General features: G+C 51.3%; 18 protein-coding genes. 6 read left to right on the forward strand and 12 right to left on the reverse strand.

From position 1 onward, the window contains the following. On the forward strand, nt 1-589 hold a 589-nt coding region (locus AAGJ81_11035), incomplete at its 5' end, for an HAD family hydrolase (GenBank protein MEM0966672.1). Here AAGJ81_11035 and AAGJ81_11040 read toward each other — a convergent pair. Then, on the reverse strand, nt 586-1137 hold the full coding sequence (locus tag AAGJ81_11040) for a thioesterase family protein (GenBank protein ID MEM0966673.1): 552 nt from the start codon (nt 1135-1137) through the stop codon (nt 586-588). The genes AAGJ81_11035 and AAGJ81_11040 overlap by 4 nt on opposite strands. 59 nt (nt 1138-1196) lie before the next feature. Between AAGJ81_11040 and AAGJ81_11045 the strand changes: the two genes are divergently transcribed. The 3 genes from AAGJ81_11045 to AAGJ81_11055 are packed head-to-tail and all read left to right on the forward strand — an operon-like array spanning nt 1197 to nt 4320. Further along, nucleotides 1197-1796, forward strand: a complete 600-nt coding sequence (locus tag AAGJ81_11045) for a crossover junction endodeoxyribonuclease RuvC (GenBank protein ID MEM0966674.1) — start codon at nt 1197-1199, stop codon at nt 1794-1796. Continuing rightward, complete coding sequence (gene crtI, locus AAGJ81_11050; protein ID MEM0966675.1) at nt 1793-3298, forward strand: phytoene desaturase family protein; 1506 nt, start codon at nt 1793-1795, stop codon at nt 3296-3298. The genes AAGJ81_11045 and crtI overlap by 4 nt, the downstream gene beginning before the upstream one ends. Next, on the forward strand, nt 3295-4320 hold the full coding sequence (locus tag AAGJ81_11055) for a hypothetical protein (GenBank protein ID MEM0966676.1): 1026 nt from the start codon (nt 3295-3297) through the stop codon (nt 4318-4320). The genes crtI and AAGJ81_11055 overlap by 4 nt, the downstream gene beginning before the upstream one ends. A 22-nt stretch (nt 4321-4342) precedes the next feature. On the opposite strand, the gene AAGJ81_11060 is transcribed toward AAGJ81_11055, so the two are convergent. Then, nucleotides 4343-5530, reverse strand: coding sequence for a KamA family radical SAM protein (locus AAGJ81_11060; protein MEM0966677.1), 1188 nt, complete (start codon nt 5528-5530; stop codon nt 4343-4345). Between the two features lie 215 nt (nt 5531-5745). Between AAGJ81_11060 and carA the strand changes: the two genes are divergently transcribed. Then, nucleotides 5746-6909 (forward strand): glutamine-hydrolyzing carbamoyl-phosphate synthase small subunit, encoded by a 1164-nt coding sequence (carA, locus tag AAGJ81_11065; GenBank protein ID MEM0966678.1) that lies wholly within the window; start codon nt 5746-5748, stop codon nt 6907-6909. Here the strand turns inward: carA and AAGJ81_11070 are convergent. Beyond that, the gene (locus tag AAGJ81_11070; protein MEM0966679.1) at nt 6903-7172 is read right to left on the reverse strand and encodes a hypothetical protein; all 270 of its coding nucleotides are present in this window, start codon (nt 7170-7172) and stop codon (nt 6903-6905) included. The two genes, carA and AAGJ81_11070, sit on opposite strands and share 7 nt — an antisense overlap. 261 nt (nt 7173-7433) lie before the next feature. Here AAGJ81_11070 and AAGJ81_11075 point away from each other — a divergent pair, with 261 nt between their 5' ends. Further along, entirely contained in the window at nt 7434-7934 is a 501-nt protein-coding gene (locus tag AAGJ81_11075; GenBank protein MEM0966680.1) for a ferritin, read from the forward strand. 110 nt (nt 7935-8044) lie between these two features. Here AAGJ81_11075 and AAGJ81_11080 read toward each other — a convergent pair whose 3' ends face one another. From AAGJ81_11080 to mbhE, 9 genes are all read right to left on the reverse strand, one after another. Next, the gene (locus AAGJ81_11080) at nt 8045-8488 is read right to left on the reverse strand and encodes a flavodoxin domain-containing protein (GenBank protein MEM0966681.1); all 444 of its coding nucleotides are present in this window, start codon (nt 8486-8488) and stop codon (nt 8045-8047) included. After that, a complete protein-coding gene (locus tag AAGJ81_11085) occupies nt 8485-9495 on the reverse strand; it encodes an FTR1 family protein (GenBank protein MEM0966682.1) in 1011 nt (336 codons plus the stop codon). Before AAGJ81_11085 ends, AAGJ81_11080 begins: the two co-directional genes overlap by 4 nt. Nucleotides 9496-9676: 181 nt before the next feature. After that, nucleotides 9677-10036, reverse strand: coding sequence for a monovalent cation/H(+) antiporter subunit G (gene mnhG / locus AAGJ81_11090; GenBank protein ID MEM0966683.1), 360 nt, complete (start codon nt 10034-10036; stop codon nt 9677-9679). Next, the gene (locus AAGJ81_11095; GenBank protein MEM0966684.1) at nt 10033-10323 is read right to left on the reverse strand and encodes a cation:proton antiporter; all 291 of its coding nucleotides are present in this window, start codon (nt 10321-10323) and stop codon (nt 10033-10035) included. The genes mnhG and AAGJ81_11095 overlap by 4 nt, the downstream gene beginning before the upstream one ends. After that, entirely contained in the window at nt 10313-10639 is a 327-nt protein-coding gene (locus AAGJ81_11100; protein ID MEM0966685.1) for a Na+/H+ antiporter subunit E, read from the reverse strand. The genes AAGJ81_11095 and AAGJ81_11100 overlap by 11 nt, the downstream gene beginning before the upstream one ends. Continuing rightward, entirely contained in the window at nt 10636-12153 is a 1518-nt protein-coding gene (locus AAGJ81_11105) for a Na+/H+ antiporter subunit D (protein ID MEM0966686.1), read from the reverse strand. Before AAGJ81_11105 ends, AAGJ81_11100 begins: the two co-directional genes overlap by 4 nt. Continuing rightward, the gene (locus tag AAGJ81_11110) at nt 12150-12497 is read right to left on the reverse strand and encodes a Na+/H+ antiporter subunit C (GenBank protein ID MEM0966687.1); all 348 of its coding nucleotides are present in this window, start codon (nt 12495-12497) and stop codon (nt 12150-12152) included. Before AAGJ81_11110 ends, AAGJ81_11105 begins: the two co-directional genes overlap by 4 nt. Continuing rightward, on the reverse strand, nt 12493-12939 hold the full coding sequence (locus AAGJ81_11115) for an MnhB domain-containing protein (protein ID MEM0966688.1): 447 nt from the start codon (nt 12937-12939) through the stop codon (nt 12493-12495). The genes AAGJ81_11110 and AAGJ81_11115 overlap by 5 nt, the downstream gene beginning before the upstream one ends. Next, entirely contained in the window at nt 12936-15260 is a 2325-nt protein-coding gene (gene mbhE, locus AAGJ81_11120) for a hydrogen gas-evolving membrane-bound hydrogenase subunit E (GenBank protein ID MEM0966689.1), read from the reverse strand. The genes AAGJ81_11115 and mbhE overlap by 4 nt, the downstream gene beginning before the upstream one ends. Between the last annotated feature and the right edge of the window lie 91 nt (nt 15261-15351).

Here is a 15351-nt window from a genome sequence, read left to right on the forward strand (position 1 = left end):
GACGACCAGTGAATTCGAAGAAATCGCACGAGAGTGGATTCAAACGGCGAGAAATCCTGAAACCGGGCTTTTGTTTACCGAAATGGTTTACCAGCCCATGCTCGAACTACTCGACTACCTGAGAGAAAACGATTTCGAGACGTGGATCGTATCCGGTGGCGGAATTGATTTCCTGAGACCGTGGTCGGCGGAAATTTACGGTATCCCTCCGCAGCAGGTAATCGGTAGTTCCGTGAGAACTTCTTTTGCAGAAGAAGACGGAGAACCGATTCTGTTAAGGGAGGCCGAAATTGATTTCGTGAATGACAAAGAAGGGAAACCGGTCGGCATTCAGCGACACATTGGAAAAAAACCGATCTTCGCTTCCGGTAATTCGGATGGGGACTTTCAGATGCTCCAGTATACAACATCCGGTGACAGCCCGAGCTTCGGAATTCTCCTTCACCACACAGACGCTGAGCGAGAATGGGCCTACGATCGGAACTCAGAGGTCGGAAAGCTCGACCGAGGCTTGGATGAAGCAGGCGAACGCGGATGGATGGTTATAGATATGGCAGAGGACTGGAATACTGTCTTCCCAAGAGATTAATCGACCCACTCGGCTAAAGTCTTTTGGAAATCCTCAGGAATGGCGAGCGCCTCCATCTCGTGAACTGCTTCGCCCGTTCTACGGACAACGTGAACCGTAGTCATTCTTCCACGGGCAATCTTTTTCCCTCTCAGACCGTCCTCAACACGGTAAAGTGCAAACGCAAATTCAATTGCCCGCACCTTCACCTCACTTACGAACAAAACAATTTCAACTTCTTCTCCGAAGCTAATCGGCGCTTTAAAGTCGCACGAAGCACGCACTCGAGGCCAACCGTGAACCTCTCCTTCTTCCCTGCGGATTAGGCTTTGACCATGTTCACGGAAAAAGGCGTCCTCGGCGATTTCCATGTACCTAAAGTAATTCGAGAAATGGACGATACCTGCCATATCCGTTTCCGAGAAGGCAACCCGATGGCGAACGACAAACTCTTTTTTCATAGAAACTCCAAACCAGTAAACGTAAACAGACCCCTCGACAGCGGCACTCTCAACAGAATCGTAAACACCCCGACACGAAAGGTTGAGACATTCTTTCAGAAGATCCACTCCGATCCGTAGTTTCTTCGGATTTGCAGAGTGATCTTCGGTTCGATTACCTCTCTATCGTGGCAAGAAAAACGAACCAGTCGCTTTGGGGCGAATTTGTAAGAAACGGGGGCGTAGCCAATAAAACCTCAAAAGACATTCGAGCACGAGTCGACCGCACGCCGGTAGAAGGGTTAATTCTCGGGGTTGATCCCAGTCTACGAGGAACAGGCATTGCCGTCATCGAAGCGACTCGAAAGAGAGCCACGCTTCTACACTCCGAAGTTTTTCGATTTCCTTCCTCGTGGAAAACTGAGGGTTGTATCGGGGAGATTTCGCGAAGAATTGACCGCACCGTTCAAGACTACCCAATCCGGGCTGCTGCAGTCGAAGAGGCTATTTACGTCCAAAACTTTCGAACTGCGCTCACGCTTGGCGCGGCCAGAGGTTCCGCTATCGCCGCTCTGGTTCTGCGGGGAGTCGCTATCCACGAATACCCTCCACTTCGCATTAAACAGGCTCTGGTAGGCTACGGGCGTGCAAGCAAAGAGCAGGTACGCAGCACGCTAGCGCAGATGGTTGCAGGAGCAACCGACGAACTGACTCTGGATGAGTCTGACGCAGCCGCTACTGCGATATGCCACTGGCTCACCTTCCGAAAACCGATTGCAGGCGAGTGAACCGGAACAGTAAGACCTCCCGGGACTGTATCGTCATTGGGGGCGGAATTGGAGGTCTCGCGGCCGCCATCCGCCTTGCTTCCGAAGGAAAGAAGGTGACCATTATAGAAAAAAACGCTCACCTTGGTGGTAAGTGCGACTACCTTGTTCGTGATGGCTTCCATTTTGACCTCGGACCGTCAGTACTCACTCTCCCCTTCCTTCTCGACGAGCTTTTTGCAGCCGCAGGTCGCCTCCGTGAAGACTATCTGGCAATCGAGCCGGTAGAACCAGGATGCAGCTACTTCTTCGCTGACGGAACGCGTTTCGATGCTCCTGGAACTATGGACGACTTCCAAAAGGCAATTGCGGAAGCCTTCCCTTCCGAGATCGACGGCTTTCGTAAATTTAGAGAACATCTCCAGCGTCTTTGGGAAGTAAGTGGCCCCGCCTATCTCTTTAACCCTCTCGGAATAAAGACCCTTCAATCGATTCCATTGAGAAAAGCGATCCGCGCTCTGCCCGACCTGATTCCTGCAAAGATGGAGAACCGGTTGCAAAAGTTCTTTAAGGATCCCCGTCTCATCCAACTCTTTTCCCGCTTTGCCACCTACAACGGTTCTGATCCGAAACGAACCCCTGCTACTTTTAACGTTGTTGCTCACGCGGAGCTCGCATTTGGCTCATGGCGCTGTGCGGGAGGCATGTACGCGCTCATCCGTGCACTGACGAAGCTGGCTAAAGAGTTAGGGGTTGAGGTAATGACGAATACCGAAGTTGATCGGATCGACTTTAGGCCCGATGGAAGCCTAGATGGAGTACTCACTAGGGAAGGATCTAAGATCAAGAGTCCCTTTGTCGTGTGTAATCAAGACGCAGCCACTGCTTGGTCAGGATCTCTTCTTTCTCAAAGTCGGTTCTCCCCAAGAAAGAGCCACAGAGCGGCAAAGATTGAATCTTCCAGCAGCGGCTTTGTGTTTCTGGCTGCACTCAACCGAAAACACGAAGAACTCGCCTGTCACAACGTATTCTTCTCCTCCGACTACGACCGTGAATTTCGCGACCTTTTCGGACCGGGACAGCCCCTGCAGAATCCAACCATCTACGTTTCCCGACCTTCCTGCAAAGACCCATCACTTGCTCCCGAGGGTAAGGAAGGCTGGTTTGTCTTGATAAACGCACCTAGCTTACAAGCCTTCGAACATTGGGATGAACGGGAGTATGCGAAAGCAGTGACGTCTCAGTTGGTAGAGAGGTGTGGACTTGCGGAAGAAGAGATTGAGTGGATCCATTTTCACGGTCCTCGATTTTACCACGAACAATACTCGGCGTGGAATGGATCACTCTACGGCCCGAGTTCAAACACCATGCGCCAGGGATTTTTGAGATTCCCCAACTCATCGCGAAGAATCGACGGCCTCGCTTTTTGTGGGGGTTCGGCTCACCCGGGCGGTGGCATACCATTGGTCCTCCTCAGCGGAAAGTTCGCTGCAACCGCTTGCTCCTCCTATCTAGAAGGATGACGAGAGCCTGGGTTTTCCTTTGCCTATTAGCTCATGCCAACGGGCTTCTCATTGCCCAGATCACACCACGAGTTACCAGCCGAGCACCTGAGCAGGGTAACGTAACCGATGAAACAGAATACGCTATACTTCGGGGCTCCTCCTACAACTTTCTCGATAGTGCGAAGAACTACGTCTACCTCTTTTTCAATGAAAACCTCCAGATAATTGATAGCGAGCTTTCCGACGGCGAAGAGATTCAAGACAACACCTTCGCGAACAGAATGCGTTTCAGCCCCTACGCGATCTATCAACCGAACTCTTCCAGTAAATTTAGTCTCGATCTCGATTACTCAGCATCCATTCGTTTACCGAGACTGGAAAAACGTTTGAGGCTCATAATTGACACAGGTGACATAGCGCCCCTTCCAGCCACCCAACCAGACGAAGAGGAAAACGAACCATTGGTCGGCCTTCAGCGGAATATTCGCAGGTACGGATCGGCCCGCCTCGGAGTAAAACTAGGTCTCCCGGTAGTTGGTTATGCAATCGCGTCATGGCAGCGCAACTACCGGGCCGACGCCTGGCATATCCGCCCCAGTGGTGACGTTTTCTACCAGACCGATGACGAAGGATTCGGAACGGGAACAAACCTCCTCTTCGGTCGATGGTGGGGTAGATTCACAGGAAAGAGTTCTTCGGGGATCAGGATTACTGAGGCAACAGAAGGATTTGAGTGGGCATCGGCGATCGATTTTATGCACGCAGCGCGCCTGATCGAGCCATCGGATGACCCACCTCTCATCTCTTCATCCGCGCTGAACCGCGGACTTGCCCTAACTTATAGGATCTCGGGTCATATCAGTGGTAGCAAGACGATCGACGAGCATCGGGTATCGCTCACTTATCGTTACCCTCTCCGCAAAAACTGGATGTTTCTTGTTATCAGCCCTGAGATCCGATGGGAGCGCGACAACGACTGGGGACCTGATGAACGAATTCGGGTCGGGATCGATATGCTATTCTGGGGAATTACCCGTTAGAGCAGAGCACACCACCCTCCTCTTACACCAATACCGTCGACTCTTCGACCGGCTCTTCTACGATAGTTTGAGTCAGACTCGGCTTTAGTGGATAACGGAAAATCCGCCCTTCGTAATTTCGCAAAACGATTTCTTCAGCGGTTACTTTCTCCACGTAATCAGGATTGATTGGAATCTTTCCGCCCCCGCCGGGCGCGTCGATGACAAACTGAGGGATCGCATACCCCGTAGTAGAGCCTCGAAGCGATCGAATAATTTCAACACCCTTTTCAACACTAGTCCGAAAATGAGCGCTGCCGGTGATCAGGTCACACTGATACAAGTAGTAGGGTCTCACCCTCATCATCAACAGGCGGTGGATCAAAGAACGGTAGGTGTCGGGATCATCATTCACTCCTCGCAAGAGAACTGATTGGTTGCCAATTGGAGTCCCTGAAAAGGATAGTCTTTCGCAAGCCTGAAACAATTCTTCCGTGCACTCTTTCGGGTGGTTCACATGAATACTTATCCAGACCGGACCATGCCTACGAAGGACCTCGCAGAACTTGTCGTTAATTCTTTGCGGCAGGAAAACGGGGATTCTGCTTCCAATCCGAATGAACTCGACATGAGGAATTGCCCGCAGCCGACCGAGGAGATAGTCGAGCTTTGTATCGTTCAGAAGCAATGGGTCTCCACCACTCAGAAGAACGTCGCGCACTTCTGAATGTTGCTCGATGTAGGACAGTCCTTCTTCAAAGCTCGGGTGGAAATTATAGTCCTGGGCGTTCGAAACCAAACGACTCCTGGTGCAGTAACGGCAGTAGGACGCACACTGGTCAGTTACAAGAAACAGGACTCGATCAGGGTAGCGATGGACCAGACCTTTGACCGGCATAGTAGACTCTTCGCCAACAGGATCCAGTAGTTCTTCCGGGGCTCTCTGTGTCTCTCCGGCCCGTGGAATCATCTGCAGCCGCACCGGGCACCGAGGATCTTTCGGATCGATCAGGTTAAAAAAGTAGGGAGTGATCGCGAGAGAAAGTTTGAATTCCGCAAACTTAGTTCCTGCCTTTTCTTCAGGAGTGAGGTCGATGTACCTCTCAAGCTGCTCGACGGTCGAAATGCGATTCTGCATCTGCCATCGCCAACTTTTCCATTTTTGTTCGGGAACATCGGACCAGTAGCCCTGGCCCTTGAACCAATCCTCACGACGGTCGTCGGGATACATACGATCTTTCTACGTTGTCCAAAATTACTTCAGAAACCGCCGAAAATAGCCACAGATATTCAGAATGTCAAAGAGAGGCACACTCTTGCGGTTTAAGTATTTGTCGACATTTCCAGGTCACCAAGAGGAAAGATCCTGAGTATCCCCTTTCTATTCGCCTCGTAACTAAAGATTTTCTTTGCGCCAACCCTCTGCAACCTCAAGAACAGGATGCCATGGAAAACAGGCCGGCGGTTTTTGCTCTCGAAGATGGAAGTTGTTTTTTCGGATCAGTCTTTGGTGCGGTGAGAACCGTTGTTGGCGAAGCCGTTTTCAATACCAGCATGACCGGGTATCAGGAAATACTGACGGACCCATCGTACTTTGGGCAGATCGTTACGATGACCACTCCCCAAATCGGCAATTACGGAGTCAATTTCTCCGACCCCGAATCTGCAAAACCACAGGTGAGTGGATTCGTCGTCAGAGAGATCAGCCCTGTCGCAAGTAATTGGCGCTCCCGGATGGCTCTTCCCGAATATCTGAAAGAGAACGGCATTCCTGGTATCAGCGGTGTCGATACTAGAGCGATTACAAAGAAAACCCGAACGGCTGGAGCAATGAAGAGTTGCCTTTCCACTGAAGGTATCTCTGGGGAAGAAGCCGTGAAACGGGCGCGTGAATGGACTGGGTTGGACGGAGTGGACTTCGTAAAGGAAGTCTCACGCAAAACCTCTGAATCGTTCAACGGAAGCACCGCAGACTGCCTTCCATTTACTGTCCCAGGAACCCAACTTAAGCAAAAACGGGATAGGCGAAAACGCTTCAAGATAGCCGCGATCGATTTTGGTGCGAAAGACTCTATTCTCAAACGGTTGAGCGAGCACAGCTTTGACGTCACCGTGTTCCCAGCCAACGTTTCGGCGGAAGAAATTAACAAATTTGATCCCGATGGTGTATTTTTATCCAACGGTCCGGGAGATCCGAGTGCTGTCACCTACGCCCATAAAACCGTATCGAATCTAATTGATCGCTACCCGACTTTCGGCATTTGCTTTGGACACCAAGTGATCACCCATGCGGTTGGTGGTAGCACTTTCAAATTGAAGTTTGGTCATCGAGGAGGCAATCAACCGGTGAAGGATCTTGAAACAGGCCAAGTGATGATCACCGCGCAAAACCATGGTTTCGCCTCTGACCCAGACTCGTTGACCAACAAAGCGACCGTCACGGAGATCAACCTAAACGATAAGACCGTCGCCGGAATCCGTCTGAAGAATAGACCGGTGTTTTCCGTTCAATACCACCCGGAGGCGGGTCCGGGTCCGAACGACGGGACTGCTAATTTCGAGAAGTTCTACGATATGATCGCAAACTTCCAGAAAGACCGGGTTCAGTAATCCTGAAGGGTGATGAGACCCCACAAGAGGGTGACCGAATCGCCGCTGTAGTTATCACGAGCAGTCACCTCATTTACACTCACTGCCGAAGTGGTCCTACCAGCCTCCTTGAAAGATCCTTTCTGAGAGTTTACGATGCCGAAAAAGTTGTAGTTATTGTTGGGCTTCAGCATGTTCTCACGCTGAGCAGTCGTTGGACCCGTATTGCATCCAGAAAGAGCAAGAAGGCAGAAAGCGGATAAGAGCAGGGCAAATTTCTTCATCAACACAAAAGTCGTTGAGATTCTTTGGCTTTGCAACGCAAATTTTAATCCAAAGAAAAGACCAACCCGAGCTCTTTGGTCTTGTCATTGAGACCGTGAATCAAATTCTTGATCCGTCCTCGAACGTTCCTACAGTCTACTTCTCAAGGCCAATCTTTCGCAGCTACACTTCACCGACTTCTGCAGCTACGCCAGAGCGCCCATTCTACTTTCTACTCAACCAATCTCCGACAATCTAAAGAACCGCGAACAATTATTACCATGTTGACCGACGAAACCGTAATCAAGCTGCTCAATGAGCAAATCATCAACGAGTTTGAATCCTCTCAAATCTACTTGGCAATGTCCGGATGGTTTGAAACAACTCCCTACAAAGGTTTTGCCGCGAAATACCGGGCGGCCGGGTTAGAAGAACATGGCCATGGGATGAAGTTTTTCGACTTCCTCTGCGACCGCGATGGTCCGATCTCAATTCAGGCAGTTCCGACCCCCCCGGGCGAATACGACTCCGTTCTGGCAGCCGCAAAGAACGCTTTGGCCCAGGAGCGAAAAGTCTCCGGACAAATCCGGCGGATCTACGAAGCAGCTGAAGAAGCAGAGGATTACGAGACCAAAGAGTTTCTCCACTTTTTCCTCGCTGAGCAAGTGCAGGAGGAGAAGGAAGCGAAGGACTTTATGGAATACGTGGAAAGCGCAGAAGGGGATCCAAGTGCTCTCCTTACCCTAGATGAGCAAGCTGGCTCTGAATCATCTTCGGCGTAAGCGAAGGCAGCCGTTTACTCCGGCGAGGCTTTAACGGCTGCAGTCTAGGACTCCCAGGTAGAAAACCAGCTGGTAGCAGATTCAGGAAATTCTCCTGCAACAGATCTCTGTCAGTGGGTGGGAAGATGGGCACTAATCGCCTCTGCCCACGCCGGTAGGCGCTCTGCTTGGTCTAGGTTGCACTCTTCTACCTCCATCAGCTGGTTCGCGCCAGCTTCGCTCAAAAGGTAGTCGCAGGAATTACCGAATCCACAGAAAATTGTGTAGTCGATGTCGCCCAAGGCGAAGACGGCATACTGAAGATGTGTAAGCGAATCCTTGGGCAAACCCTCAAGACTTTGGTGAAACTCTTCTGCGTCATCCGGAGGATCACCCTCTCCATAGGTGCTGACCACAAACACGGCAAACTCTTCAGACTTTAGGTCTTCAGCGGTGACATCAACCAGATTCCTTAACCGGACTGGGTGATTTCTCCCTTCAAGGTCTTTCTGTAGCCATTCTGCACACGCCTCAGCGTTTCCCGTTTGTGTCGCGAAGAAGATCGTCGTCATCATTCAGGCTTCATCGGGGGTGCCGCGACTTTTTGCTTCTCAGTCCGTTTCTTTGCCACAAGGAAAGATCCTATGACAAGAGCCGCGGCTATCAACTGCGAGATGAGAATTGCCCAGTCTGGGAAAATCGAGAACCAGAGTCCCAACCATGCCGGAAGCCAGCTTAACCATGAAATCGGCATCGCTGGAATCCAGCCGGCCTGCTGCATTTCCTGCGTTTGCTCACCGACCATCACCAGAAGAACCACACCTAACAAAATCCCTGTAAGCTCCAGCATTTTCCGATAGGGAAGCTTGTGGTGGGCGACAAATGTAAGCGCCGCTACTATTCCGGCAAAAAAGACTCCCAACAATGCTCCCATGTAAACGATGTGAGAACCCAATGTCATGTTGTAACTCTGGAGGAAAAGAACCACCTCAAATCCCTCACGGTAGAAGGAGGCAAACCCGAGCAAGCCAAACCCATAAAAAAGTTTGGCGGACGTGATCTCGTCCCGCTTCTCGCTAGTCAGAAGCTCTTTCTCCTTCTTCTTATGCATCGAGATCCATCCACCCCAATACAGCTTGTGGAAAAACCAGTTCATCACGATGAGAAGAACCACGATCGCAAGAAGACCAGTCCATGCCTGTACTTGAAGAGCGTTTGCGCTCGTCGTGAGGTCGTCAACGATTCGGATGGCAATAAACCAAGTAATGATCGTTGCGATAGCGCCTACACCGGCGCCCCAGAAAACAGCTTTTCGATGGCGCATGTTCTTGCCCATCATACTCGCTGTTATCGCTGAGAGAACGAGGATGCACTCGAGCCCTTCGCGAAAGACTAGTATAGCCGTATCAACGATAGCCGCCGGACCACCCGTGCCTCGCGTGGTGGGGTCTGGGTTACCCTCCGAAGTAAGAAAGGTCCACGCAACGGCCGTAACGACCGCCAAACTGCCAATCATTAAAACCGCCTTCGCGATCGGTGAAAGTGACTTTTGGGTAACTTCTGTGCTCTCGGATTTTTCCATAAAAATAGGTCCTACCGGCCGGTTGTAGTTGGTTTCAGATTCAGTGCCTTACACGTCCCAAACCTCCCGGAATCCCGGAAGGAGGGATGACTTGTTTCCATTGCCGATACATAAGAATTACTGAGACGGAGTTTCAACAGTATTTTTTAACCAGCTGCTCTCGAGAGTTCAACTCGCGACGTCACTCATCAAAAATTTCTTCCGAATGAGTCTTATCTACAGTCACCTCTTTGCGGAGCTGATCCACCCTACTCTCCTTCCACAAAGGCACCCCTCTTCGATAGGCCGCCAATCCAAAAACCTGTGCCGCGATTGGTGCGGTCAGATAGAAGAAAACGATAATAAGCACAGCCATAATGCTTGCCCTCAGAGTGCCAAAATGAAGTGCAGCAGCCAAAGCCATTAAGGAACCTCCAAAAGCGCCGGCTTTCGTCGCTGCGTGCATGCGCATGTAAAGATCCGGCATGCGGTAGACTCCAACCGCTGCTACGAGGCAGAACAAGGCGCCAAGAACCATGAGAACGACCACTACTACGATCACTGTTCGCCTCCTCTCTCGAGAAAGCGCGCCAAAGCCACTGTCCCAAGGAATCCAACCAGCGCGATCACAAAAGCCACCTCAAGAAAGACGGGCTCATCAAATCGAATTGAAAGAGCGACAATGATCCCAAGACAAATACCCGCAAAAAGATCGAGAGCTACTATCCGATCAAAGATTGTCGGCCCCCTCACAATACGGAAAACCACTGGTATAGCAGCAGCCAGGAAAATGATCGCACAGATCCACCAACCGATTTCGGTCACTAAGCTGTCTCCTTCAGAAAACACTCTTCACTCTCCTCCCGTAATCTCTTTCCAAAGACTGGACCAACTCCTCGGTCGTCCTGTCAATATACATGGCATGGATGTAGAACTCTTTCCGATCCTCGCTAACGGCCAAACCTAAGGTGCCCGGAGTCATCGTTATCAGGTTCGCCATAAAGAACAGCTGGCGATCCGTCAGATCCTCGACATTCAAGCGGACGATTCCTGGCTTCATTCGGTGCCGCGGGGTAACTACATCATGCGCCACCCTCAAGTTGGAAAGGACGACCTCCTTCAAGTAAAAGAAGAAAAGGTTTATGATCGAAATCAGCCGTTTCATGGTTGATCCATCTGCACTTTGGCAGGCAACACCGTAGAAATGTACTCCTTGTTGTTGTGGAGTTGTTCTGCCGCCCTTTCCGAGAAGGCGAAAAGACTGTTTCCGAACAAGCCTATCATAAGAGTCGTCAGTGCCAAAAGCACGACCGGAACCACCCTCCAAGATGAGGCCGGATTGTTCGTTGCAGCAAACTCGTCCTCGCCGACCGGCTGCTCTTTCCAAAACGCCTCAGCCCAGATCTTCGTCATTGAGAAAAGCGTGAGCACCCCCACCGCTAGAGCTGCGGCGACCGCGATCCAGGCTCCCACTTCGAGTCCACCTTTTACTACGGCAAACTTTGCCCAAAATCCGGAGAGAGGTGGGATCCCGCCCAGAGAAAAAGCAGGGATAAAAAAGAGGAGCGCTAACCATGGCGCCGATTTGTACAACCCACCAATCTTCGCGAGATCAGCAGACCCCTTCTTCTCCACAACAATACCACTTACCAGGAAAAGGTTCGTCTTCACTATGATATGGTGGACCACATAGAAGATCGCAGCTGCGAGAGCCAAAGGAGTCATGAGTGCAAGAGCCAAAATCATGTAGCCGATCTGGCTCACGATATGAAAGGAAAGGATACGCCGCATCTCAAAGTGCCTCGCTGCCCCCAGCACTCCGGTAATCATTGTCAGCACCGCTAGGATTATCAGAAGGGTCTGAACCTCATCAAACAGAGGACGAAAAACCAGCGTCTGAGAACGGATGAGCGCGTAGACACCGACCTTGGTGAGCAAGCCGGCGAAAATCGCGGAAACTGCTACCGGAGGAGTATGATAAGACGCTGGAAGCCAGAAGAAGAAAGGGAAGAGCGCTGCCTTGATACTAAAGGCGACCAGCAACAGTAGTGAGGTTGCCAGGATCAAATCGACTTTTTCGAAGCCTTCCAACTTTACGGCCAGATCGGCCATGTTCAGCGTGCCTACCTCTCCGTAAAGGATCCCTACAGCAGTTAGAAAGAGTGCTGAGGAAAACAAGTTGAGGGAAACATACTTGATCGCACCTTCCAGCTCATCCTTCTTTCCTCCGAGAGCAATCAACACGAACGAAGCAATGAGCATTACCTCAAACCACACATACAAGTTGAAGAGATCCCCGGTCAAAAACGCCCCGTTGACCCCGAAAAGAAGAACAAAAAAGACCGGAAAAAACTTCTTACGGGCACGGTCCTCATCGATGTCTGCAATGGCAAAAATACCGACGGAGAATCCCATGAAAGCCGACACGCAAACCATAATCGCGCTAAGTCGATCGGCAACCAGAGTAATTCCGAAAGGAGCCTCCCATTTTCCTACCTGAAGAGCGACTACTCCCTCAGCATCGACAACAGCGACCAACCAAATCGAAGCTCCGAAAAGTACTGCAGAGATGAACAGAGTTCCCGCCCGCTGGAACAAAATCGACTTCGCACCAGCGAGAAGGAGGATCGCTCCAATCAAGGGAACCAAGAGTGGAAGAACGAGAACCAGACCACTCATGTATCCGTCTGGTCAAAGGCGTTGATATCATCGGCCCCCACCGCTTCATGAGCGCGGTGAACAAGCGATACGAAAAAGGCCACCAGACCGAACCCGATGACAATTGCGGTCAGAACCATCGCCTGCGGAAGCGGATCGGCAATGGGTCCATCCGGGACTACCGCCCCTTCCGGAACAAGAGGTGGGCTTCCAGCCAAGAGACCACCTGCCGTAAACACCAGGAGATTCGCACCCTGACTCAAAAGGATCAAACCGAACACCAGTTTTACAATGCTCCGTCTCAGCAGGCAGTAGAGACCACACCCGAAGAGCAGGCCGATAAAAAGTGCGAGCAGGATCTCAATCATCTGTCTCCTCCCCTCTGGGCTCTGCCAACGCAGATAGACTGAAAACAGACTGCAAGGTGAATCCAATCACCACGAAATACACTCCAACGTCGAAGAGAACGGGAGTTCCCAGATGAACTTTGCCGACTAGAGGAAGAGAGAATTCCGGAAGCCAGAGGCCCACCATGAAACTCTCACCCGCGACAAATCCCAGAATTCCACTAAACACGGATATGCTCAGACCGACTATGAGCAAAGTGACCGGAGAGAATTTTAGTCGCCTGGCCGCCGCTTCCATAGATTCCCCAAGTGCGAAAAGAATGAAGGCACAGGCTGCGAGAAGACCTCCAATAAACCCTCCTCCCGGAAGATTGTGGCCGCGATAGAGTTCGATCAACGAGAGGACCAGAAGAGCCGGAAACAGGATATGCCCGGCTTGCTTAAGAATGAACGAGTTCATCGTTCCGCCTCCTTCTTACGGAAAACCCTTCGCCCAATCATCGCGGCCACTCCCAATGCCGCTATCGAAAGCACGGTAATTTCGCCCAAGGTGTCCAAGGCACGGAAATCGACCAAGATTACGTTCACAATGTCTCTTCCATGGGCCTCCGAATAACTCATTTCCACCAGTTCATCGGAGATTGGAGGTTCGACCTGGACGACACTGGCGGTTAACACCAGACCAGCAATCAAAACCCCGAAGACTGTAGCCAAAACAGCGTCCCGGCTCCTCGTCTTTTTGGACGCCATATGACGCATCGCGGGTAGCCGATAGATGGCAAGCATCAGGAGAACCACTGTTAGTGTTTCGACCATCAACTGGGTAATCGCCAGATCCGGCGCCCCAAAGTAAACATAGAGAAGCGCGATTCCGAATCCAACCACACCCAGGTTCACTAGAGCCGTAATCCGATTGGTCGTGAGCACAGCAACGACTGCTGAGATCATCATGAGGATAACAAGGCCTGCGAAGAGTATGTCAGGGAAAGTCAGGTCGAGTGAGAAGGTTGGTCGGGCCCCAAACGAACTGTATCCCCACAAAAGAAAACCAACCGTCGCTAAAGCAATTATGAAAACGTACCGATGAAGATACCCCGACTGCAGTGCTTTGGTCTGATACTTGGAGAACCGAATCACGCCATTGAACACAACATCATAGACAGCCTCCGCACCACGTGGGCGAAGAAACCCGTTCACTGCCTCGTGCCGACTCCAGAAAAATCCTCTCGCCGCGTAAAGAAGCAGGCCGGAAACCAGAGTTACCGCGCTGATCGCGAGAGCCGGATTAAAACCATGCCATAGATCGACGTGGACTTCGACCGTTTCTCCCACGATTGAAGAGACTGCTGGCGAGACCAATCCATGCGCAATCAGCGAGGGAAAAACTCCCAGAACCAGCCCCAGAACCGCCAGTAGGACAGGACCTATCCACATGGGAGTGGGTGCCTCGTGCGGATGCTTGGGCAACCGGTCGGAGGGTTCTCCAAAAAACGGCGACACACCCGCTTTGAAAGCGAGGGCCATCATGATAAAGTTTCCGACGAAGGCGACCAGCAACGTGGCCAACGGAATGCCAGTCAACTCCAAGCCAGCCGTGTAGACATACTCTTTCCCAATGAACCCAAGGAAGGGAGGAAATCCGGACATAGACAACACCGCCAAAAAAGCCGCAAGGGCAGTGATCGGCATCGCTTTGCGCAGTCCCCGCAAAATCGTTACGTCACGCGTCCCGGTCTCGTGATCGACGGCACCCGCAGTCATGAAGAGACAGGCTTTGTAAAGGGCATGAGCGAGGAGAAATAGAATCATCGCCTCGAAAGCTTTTTCGGTTCCCAACCCGATCAGCATCGTGAGCAGACCGAGGACGCCAAGGGTCGTGTAGGCGAGAATCTTTTTGAGATCGGTCTGAAAGAGCCCCAGCGCAACTGCCAACAAGAAGGTAGCTCCACCAAAGCATGTCAGAAGCGACATCCACAAAGTGGTATCTCCCAGCGAAGGGTTCAGCCGCGCCATGAGAAAAACCCCTGCTTTTACCATAGTTGCCGAATGCAAGTAAGCACTGACAGGGGTCGGAGCCGCCATTGCATTCGGAAGCCAAAAATGAAAGGGAGTCTGCGCGCTCTTGGTAAACGCTCCCAACAACACTAAGATGACGATTCCCGTGTAATAGGGAGAATCGGCCAAGAGACCAGAAAGTCCTCCGAGTTCAGAAATCCTCATTGTTCCGGACTGCCATCCAATGAGAATAAAACCGGCGAGCATCGCCATCGCACCGGCTCCCGTGACAAGAAGAGCTTGCAGTGCTTTCTTTCGGGAGGACTCCTCCTCATGATTGAATCCAATCAGAAGGTAGGAGGTTATGCTCGTTAGCTCCCAAAACACAAAAAGCAGAATCAGGTGATCGGAGAGAACCAAACCGAGCATCGACCCCATAAATAGGAGCAGGAAAAGACCGAATCGCCCAAACTGCGGATGGCCTTTCATGTATCCGGTCGCATAGAGACATACGAGGGCTCCGATGCCAGTTACCAGCAATGCCATCAACGCAGCCAAGCCGTCCAGTCGTAGATCTAATGCGACGCCCAATGCAGGAAACCAATCCCATGAGAAAGAAATGGGACCTCCCTGAGCTTTCCCAAACCACAACCAAGCTAGAAGTAAAAACGAAATCAATGGTGGTGCGGCCAAAAGTAGGCTCCAACCCTTCTTACCTCCCCGTCCAAAAATAGGAGCCAACAAGGCACCAAGAAAAATTACGAGGATACTAAAGAAAAGAATCATTCAGTCTGCGAATGCTGCCCATAAGAGTCGGTTCTTCCTTCCGCATCAAGAAAACCTTTCGGGAATCATGGTTTCCTACCAAAAACCATGG

It is taken from the genome of Verrucomicrobiota bacterium (genome assembly GCA_038744685.1).
Taxonomy (GTDB): domain Bacteria; phylum Verrucomicrobiota; class Verrucomicrobiia; order Opitutales; family Puniceicoccaceae; genus Puniceicoccus.

What these genes read in the sequence shown, in the direction of transcription:
- mbhE (MEM0966689.1), bottom strand. Translation starts at nt 15,260, where the DNA reads ATGATTCTTTTCTTTAGTATCCTCGTAATTTTTCTTGGTGCCTTGTTG.
- AAGJ81_11080 (MEM0966681.1), bottom strand. Translation starts at nt 8,488, where the DNA reads ATGATGACGACGATCTTCTTCGCGACACAAACGGGAAACGCTGAGGCG.
- carA (MEM0966678.1), top strand. Translation starts at nt 5,746, where the DNA reads ATGGAAAACAGGCCGGCGGTTTTTGCTCTCGAAGATGGAAGTTGTTTT.
- AAGJ81_11105 (MEM0966686.1), bottom strand. Translation starts at nt 12,153, where the DNA reads ATGAGTGGTCTGGTTCTCGTTCTTCCACTCTTGGTTCCCTTGATTGGA.
- AAGJ81_11075 (MEM0966680.1), top strand. Translation starts at nt 7,434, where the DNA reads ATGTTGACCGACGAAACCGTAATCAAGCTGCTCAATGAGCAAATCATC.
- AAGJ81_11060 (MEM0966677.1), bottom strand. Translation starts at nt 5,530, where the DNA reads ATGTATCCCGACGACCGTCGTGAGGATTGGTTCAAGGGCCAGGGCTAC.
- AAGJ81_11055 (MEM0966676.1), top strand. Translation starts at nt 3,295, where the DNA reads ATGACGAGAGCCTGGGTTTTCCTTTGCCTATTAGCTCATGCCAACGGG.
- AAGJ81_11115 (MEM0966688.1), bottom strand. Translation starts at nt 12,939, where the DNA reads ATGAACTCGTTCATTCTTAAGCAAGCCGGGCATATCCTGTTTCCGGCT.
- AAGJ81_11100 (MEM0966685.1), bottom strand. Translation starts at nt 10,639, where the DNA reads ATGAAACGGCTGATTTCGATCATAAACCTTTTCTTCTTTTACTTGAAG.
- AAGJ81_11070 (MEM0966679.1), bottom strand. Translation starts at nt 7,172, where the DNA reads ATGAAGAAATTTGCCCTGCTCTTATCCGCTTTCTGCCTTCTTGCTCTT.
- AAGJ81_11085 (MEM0966682.1), bottom strand. Translation starts at nt 9,495, where the DNA reads ATGGAAAAATCCGAGAGCACAGAAGTTACCCAAAAGTCACTTTCACCG.